The 5,582-nt window shown below is 51.0% G+C and carries 4 protein-coding genes; 1 reads left to right on the top strand and 3 read right to left on the bottom strand.

The annotated features are described in order from the left end of the window. The first annotated feature begins 194 nt into the window (after nt 1-194). Entirely contained in the window at nt 195-1,454 is a 1,260-nt protein-coding gene (locus KOO63_14910; protein ID MBU8923107.1) for an oligosaccharide repeat unit polymerase, read from the top strand. A 3-nt stretch (nt 1,455-1,457) separates the two neighbouring features. Here KOO63_14910 and KOO63_14905 read toward each other — a convergent pair whose 3' ends face one another. Genes KOO63_14905 through KOO63_14895 form a run of 3 tightly spaced genes read right to left on the bottom strand, consistent with a single transcriptional unit; the run spans nt 1,458 to nt 5,101 of the window. Continuing rightward, the gene (locus KOO63_14905; protein MBU8923106.1) at nt 1,458-2,912 is read right to left on the bottom strand and encodes a hypothetical protein; all 1,455 of its coding nucleotides are present in this window, start codon (nt 2,910-2,912) and stop codon (nt 1,458-1,460) included. Nucleotides 2,913-2,918: 6 nt separating this feature from the next. Continuing rightward, the gene (locus KOO63_14900) at nt 2,919-3,947 is read right to left on the bottom strand and encodes a glycosyltransferase family 4 protein (protein MBU8923105.1); all 1,029 of its coding nucleotides are present in this window, start codon (nt 3,945-3,947) and stop codon (nt 2,919-2,921) included. Between the two features lie 14 nt (nt 3,948-3,961). Further along, a complete protein-coding gene (locus KOO63_14895; GenBank protein MBU8923104.1) occupies nt 3,962-5,101 on the bottom strand; it encodes a hypothetical protein in 1,140 nt (379 codons plus the stop codon). Between the last annotated feature and the right edge of the window lie 481 nt (nt 5,102-5,582).

Here is a 5,582-nt window from a genome sequence, read left to right as displayed (position 1 = left end):
GGCGATGTTGCGTTGGGTTGCTTCTCATGCCATCTTTGCCGTGTAGTTTGTAATGAGGGAATGTGCTGCGTAGCTTAATCTGACTTTCCCTTTCGACCCTAAACCTAGAACCATTCATTGAAGGAAATGGTTGGGTGATTTACTTTGAATCAGCATCATTTGTTCGTGAATATTTTTAATACTGGAGATGCAGGATGAGCCTTTTGGATCTTTTTTGGCTTTTGCTGTTTTCATCGATCGGAATGATTTCAATCTGGGTTTCCAGTCGCACCCTTGGGTATTGGTTTACACCGCTAAGTATCTTTGTCGGGATGAACAGTTTTTCGATGGCAGGCTATCATTTGAGGCTGCTTAAAATGACCGAAGTGTCGTTTGAAACTCATTTGGTGTTGTTGGTATCGTTGTTACTGTTCGGCGCCGGAGTGTATTTGGGAGTACAAGGCGTTTCCAGGTCGGAAATGACGAATAAGTTTCCGAAGCAGGATATGACCAATATTGGTATGTTTTTCTATACCACCGCAATTCTGGCTGCCGGTGGTTGGTTGTTGGCTACTTTCATTCTGACCGGACGGTATGGTCTGGGTTGGATATTGGGCAACATCTGGATGCTCCAAGAGGCGTTCCAGATGAAATTTATCGGTTACCTGAACATGATCGGCATTTTAGTGCTGCCAACGTACGTGATCCGAGTTGCCAGTGGAGAGAGGCGTAATATTGATCTGTTATTCGTTGCCTTGGCGATCTTCGGGCTTTTGTTGGCGGGGATCAAGGCGTATATGGCTTTTTCTGTCCTGTCGGCCCTGATTGTCTGGAGTGTTACGATCCCCAACCGATTCCGTGTAAAATACTTGGCTGGGGGAATGCTGGCCTTGCTGGTGTTCTTCATTGCTTATAACTACCGGATCGATATCGGCGTTATCCAACATTTGCAGGGGCAGGCCTTTTTCGCCCAGTTTCCAGTGCTGCATAGACCTTACCTTTACATGGTGGGGAGTTGGCCGGCTTTGGAGAACATCATCAATGGGTCTATGAGCGACCCGCCGGTCTTCGGTACTGTGGTCCTGCAGCCCATGTGGAAGATCCTCGGAGATGGCCTGGGTATTGTGGACCCAGTTCCCTTCAATTTGCCTTTTGTTCAAATCGGGGCAGCAACCTTTAACGTCTACTCACTGACCGGGGAAGTGTTTTGGGACTTTGGCTGGGTTGGAGTCGTCATAATTTCCCTAGGTCTGGGTTATCTTTCCACTAGGTTGTATGTTGCTGCCCGCAAGCCGGGCTACTGGGCCCGCCACTTGGTCTACGGGATCATCGGCTATGGTTTGTTTATGTCCAATTTTTTCTATGCGTACCGCTTCAATGTATTGATCATGCTTACGTATATATATTTTGTGGCCTTTGTGATTTGCCGTGGAGGCGCCATTGTGAAAGGCCCCATGCGGGATCACGATAATTAATCGTCAGTCTCGCAATAGACTCCTGATCAAATTGTATGCATACGCGTGAAGAGAGCCCTTCCATCCGCGTAATATGTCTTTTGCCGCGAGAGGAGTACTCTCAATTATTCGTACATCATACGTTTCCAGGAAAACATCAAAGCTGGCTAGCCAGGAAATCATTTCGTCGATCTGGCCAATTGTACTCGTGCGACCAAGCCGCCAAGCCGCCAACAATCGACCGAGAGAAGATTCATTGAAAAGACCTGTCCCAAGAACACGGTCGCTCATAGCGCGGCTCGCAATCTCAGCACCCAGATCCTCGCGCAACCAGCTTCCGTAACGGTGAAATTGGCGTGGTGCAACTTCAGTCGACTTCTCAGCTTGGTTCTGGAACAATTGTCCCGTGCGCGCCCACGGCACATTGTCTAGACTTTGACCCAGCTCTTCGCTGAGGATTTTGTAATACCTATCATCGCGAATTTCCGGGTCCAGTCCCCACATCAAAGAAACCACATCCGGCCTGGTGAACATTTGGGCCAAGGGCAAAGGTTCCAGGGCGGCTACCATTACCGCCTGGAATTTGCGTCTCATATAGTGAATCTGTCGTGCGGCTTCCCTCTCTGCAAGTATTGACCTACCCGGCCAAATCTCTTTCTGGGCCTGTAAATCCCCTCTTATCGCTGAAGCCGTTTCGTCAAGCACACAGCCGCGAAGCACACCAAAGCGATCTCGTGAAATGGATTCATAATCAAAGACTGCGCTAACATGGACGCCGGAATACTCTGCTCGCCCAATCGAATCGCCATAGCTGCCTGCAATTACAACATCGAAATTTCCCGCAGAACGCACATCCAATAGCGCATGCAAGTGTGACGACGACACTTCGCACCCTTCACGCCCAGTCCAGTGAAGATTTTTTCTCAGAAGCTCTGGCGTCAGATCCAGATGATGCCAATTCCAACCCAAGGCATCGGCAATGCGCCGGGCATAGATCACATCTCTAGTCCCCTTCAAACCCCAGGTGAGCGCCGTCACCGAGAAAGCATTTCCGGATTCCATTTGTGCTTTGTTCAGAACCGATGCGGCCAAGCGGCTATCCATGCCCCCGCTGAGGAAAATTCCTACATTGCTGGTTCCCTCAACATAGTCCCGGCATTCATCCTCCAGGAGGTTCCGCAATTTTTTCGCAATTGCTTTAGCCTCGCTGCGATCCGTGCCGTGACGCGGGATCTCGAACGGCAACCATTTGCCATCCGCTGGATAATGCATCCAAGGCGCTCGTTCGATGCCTTGAACCAGAGATCGATTGCCCAGAAAATAGTGGAATGCGAGATATGAAACTACCGAGGCCTTGTCCAGCAACAAGGGGCCACGATCCGCCACTGCCTTGGAGAAGCAATAGGAACCCGGAGTGCCGTCTGCTTTCAAATACGGGGTTGTGCTGGCCAGATGATTCCAGCCATGCTTGGTCTCCATCTTGTCTTATCTCCCCGCCGCTTTTCGAAAAACCGAGGCGAGCTTTGGTGTCAACGCCTTGATCGAATAGGAAGAGGTTATCAGGTCTCTGCCTCTTTTTCCCATCTGCTTACGCAACTCAGCATCGTCGATCAGCTCAATAAGAGCATCGACCCAGGAATCCTCTGACGTGGCGCCACGTCCAACATCCCTTGCCTCGAGTACTTCACTATTCATGCCAATGGGGGATACCACCACTGCCACTTGACATGAAAGGTAGAGCAACATTTTATAGGAACATTTACCCTGGGACCAGGCGTTATCAGCCAAGGGCATGAGCCCTATGTCCAGAGAATTGATAAAAGCCACTTCTCCTTGGACCGACCAGGGCTCATACTCAACCCTGTCGGATGGGAGGTCATTGAGCTTGGGATGTCGATCGGAACTGATCCGCAATTTCACATCGGGGCGGGCTTCAAAGACGCGTCGTATTGCCGGTTGTAATGCTTCAAGAAAGGGAAGGTTTGAATAGGTCCCACTCCAGCCGATAACAGGGTGCCTGTCGTTTTGGTTTTGGTTGGGTATGAATCGATCTGTGTCAACGGCAGTTGGAATGATCTCAATCTGGTCGCAATATTGTGAGAACCAGTCGGCCACATAACTATTTCCTGCTACAACTACGTCCGCAATTTTGCCCAGGCGCTTGGCGAAACGGCCTCCCCGATGAAGCCAAATTGCATCATCCACATCTAGGACATACGGTTTTTTGAGCATCGGTTCCCAGGTCACCATCGTAGAAACAAGCTCACGTGAGGTCAAGGTTACATCGGCTTTATATGTAGCAGCAACGGCCGGGATCCGGCCAATAACTGATAACGGCAACCAGAGTGGACGCAGAGCATGGCTACGGGGCGGGTGTTTTGCAATTGGCGCGGGCCACCAGCGAAGATTGATATTCTCCTCGCGCAGGGGAGCAACATATTGCCCAACCCGGAATCTTGCTCCCGGTATCTTTCGCCCGGCGGTCAGGGCCATAACCACAACAGGCTTGGGCATGATTTCTCCTAATGTCACGGCCGAGGTTCCTTTTCACCTGATTCCGGTTCACTTTCCCCCGATGAACACCCTCTCCACACAACCACTCCATAGGCCAACAGCACCCAGGCAGACCCACCTACCATGGTCCAGGCCGCCCCCATCATGCCCTGGCCGGGTATTAACCAACGAGCCAGGAAAAGCATCCAAACGACATTAATGGCCTGGATCCACATCTGTTCCCGATAGGCTTTCATGGCTGTAGCCGGAGCTCCCAACAGGCTGGCCATGTAGAGCAATCCTCCTGCGGCCATAATGAGAATAAAAACAGTGTGATGTGTCGCGTATTCTTCGCTGTATATCAAAGTCAGTAGAGGTTGGCCCACAAGCCAGGCAACCAGGACGCCGCCTGCCCCAAGTGAAAACCCAATAAGCAGAAGCCGTTTAACAAGGCTGGTGAAATCCTTGCTGTTTGTCCGGAATCGCGACAATCGTGCGATGCTGGATTGCGACAGGGCCATAACCACCGTGTTCCCTGCTATGACGAGATAGGCCATCGCAGAAAAAATACCAAGCTGAGCCTCGCCGTGTTGACTTTCCAGAATCGTCCGTGGAATTGTGTTGCGCAGCTGGATCAACAGCATCGTCAAACCAAGCGGCAAGGCCAAGTATGCCAGGGAACGCAGTCTTGTGATCCGCCACTTCGGGCGCAGGCTAACGCGCCCTTCAATCTGACGCATCAAGCGGCGGCAACCTGGTATATCGAATGCGAATAGCGGTATGGCCCAACCCGCAGCCATTGCGATCAAAGCCCAGGAAAGACTGTTGGATATCGCAAAAGTGGTCCCGAACAAGACCAAAGACGCCACACCTTTAATAATAAGCGAACGAGCTATCAGTTCCATGCGTTCGTTTTTCTGGGCATAGCCATAGAAAATATCACTCACACCCTCAAATGCTTTGGCTATGGCAAAGAGGATTATCACCTTCATTTGAGCATCGGTGTAGCCAAATTGCGCCACGATCGATACGGCAATCAGGGCCAGCGGCAACATGGTCAGACGCAGAGCGAAATATTCACCAAAGGCGTAATCTCCATCGGTATCCGATGCCATAACCGGACGGAGCTGAAGGTTGGAAAAAAGCATGAGTGGCGAGGCAACCGCCGAGGCCAACGCAAATCTACCCACGACCTCCGGAGTCCCCAGTTTTGTCAATACAGACAATACGCCCCACAAACAGGCTGCAAATACGACATTGCCAATAAATGTCCATGACACATTGCGGCGCAGGCTAGGGACTGACCGTGAAATCACTTTTCCGGCTCCCGAGGTATATCGTGTATGTGATGACTACACATCTTCTGGCGACTCCCGTTGAGTATGTTGGACACTATCCTTTTGCCTGCCAAGAAATAACAACAAGTCCGAAATGTCCAACACTGCAGTCTGTATCTTCAGCCACGGCCCGGACTCGGTCTCCAGCGGAAGGACCGGTTGAAGTTTCCATATGGAGAACTTTAAAGCCTACCCAGGTAATCGCCAACAGGCTTCTTGACCCCAATGAAAGTTTAAATGATAATGCACAGGTTCATCATGGATCCGGCGCCTCCCGGCGTGCGGATATTTGCATAGTGGTGAAGCTGGGCCAGGGAGG

It is taken from the genome of Candidatus Latescibacterota bacterium, from assembly GCA_019038625.1.
Taxonomy (GTDB): domain Bacteria; phylum Krumholzibacteriota; class Krumholzibacteriia; order Krumholzibacteriales; family Krumholzibacteriaceae; genus JAGLYV01.
The sequence above is the reverse complement of the archived record's forward strand: the minus strand, read 5'-3'. Positions and strand labels throughout refer to the sequence as shown.

Coding starts and splice junctions, on each gene's coding strand:
- KOO63_14910 (MBU8923107.1), top strand. CDS start 195: ATGAGCCTTTTGGATCTTTTTTGGCTTTTGCTGTTTTCATCGATCGGA.
- KOO63_14905 (MBU8923106.1), bottom strand. CDS start 2,912: ATGGAGACCAAGCATGGCTGGAATCATCTGGCCAGCACAACCCCGTAT.
- KOO63_14900 (MBU8923105.1), bottom strand. CDS start 3,947: ATGCCCAAGCCTGTTGTGGTTATGGCCCTGACCGCCGGGCGAAAGATA.